General features: G+C 56.8%; 1 pseudogene. It reads right to left on the bottom strand.

Annotated features, from left to right (window positions below):
• Positions 1-281: 281 nt before the first annotated feature.
• A pseudogene (locus AABE10_RS36240) lies at positions 282-889 on the bottom strand (hypothetical protein); the annotation flags it as partial.

Genomic DNA, 889 nt, shown 5'->3' with positions numbered 1-889 from the left:
GATGGATGCTGCTCACGGCGGCTCCAGTGGAAGGGAGCCCTCCCCTGTGGGGAGAAAGCTCCCACAGGGACAAAAAAGAAAGGCCCGCACGGAGCGAGCCTGTCGATGCGCCAGTGGCGCGGGTTGTGTACACAGCGTAACGCCAGAAATTGGCCGTGACACCTTGGAAATATGCTGTATTTGCGTTCTCTTTCGCCATAGCGACGTTTAATAAAAAAAGGCCCGTCGAAGCCTCCAGGTTGGAGACTCACGACGGGCGGCTGCAGGTTGTCGAAAGCCGCCTATGCAGGTTCGGCCACAAGTATGTGTGCCATCCATGCGGACGGCGATGGCAGGCGGCCAACGAGCGCTAGAAGCTCCGTGTCTTCGGCGCCGCGCGCCTCAACGCTGGAACCGTTCAGAATCGCGGCCTGTAGATAAAACAGGAATGCGAGACCGTCTGGCCCATGCTCTTCCGCGACTGCACCGAGCGATTCGACTTCGTCGAACAGTTCGCGCACGAACTGCGATGAGAGGCCCGCCCGATGCATGGTCACGATGGCATTGACCGCGATATCAGCGCCGGCGCCAGGATTGTCATCAGGAATGTCCGTGCTGTTGATTGCCCTGGATTCAACCAGGCAACGCATCACGTCGTCGAAAAAATCACTGCAGGAGTACGTCATCGATTTGCTCCAGGGAATAGTGCGAGCAAACCGCGCCAACCGGGCGGTTTGCCCCGTTGGGAACGTGAATAAAAAAGGAAAGTGCTGTGGAATCAGGGTAAGCGGCAGTTTCTCCTCACATAGATCCTGAACTGAAAACAGCGCAGGATGTGTCCACGGTTTTTTAATGGACACACCCTTCATGGACGAGAACTGCGCAGATTTTTTGCCCTTGCGTGCGACCA

The organism is Paraburkholderia diazotrophica (assembly GCF_038900755.1).
GTDB classification, from domain to species: domain Bacteria; phylum Pseudomonadota; class Gammaproteobacteria; order Burkholderiales; family Burkholderiaceae; genus Paraburkholderia; species Paraburkholderia diazotrophica_A.
The sequence above is the reverse complement of the archived record's forward strand: the minus strand, read 5'-3'. Positions and strand labels throughout refer to the sequence as shown.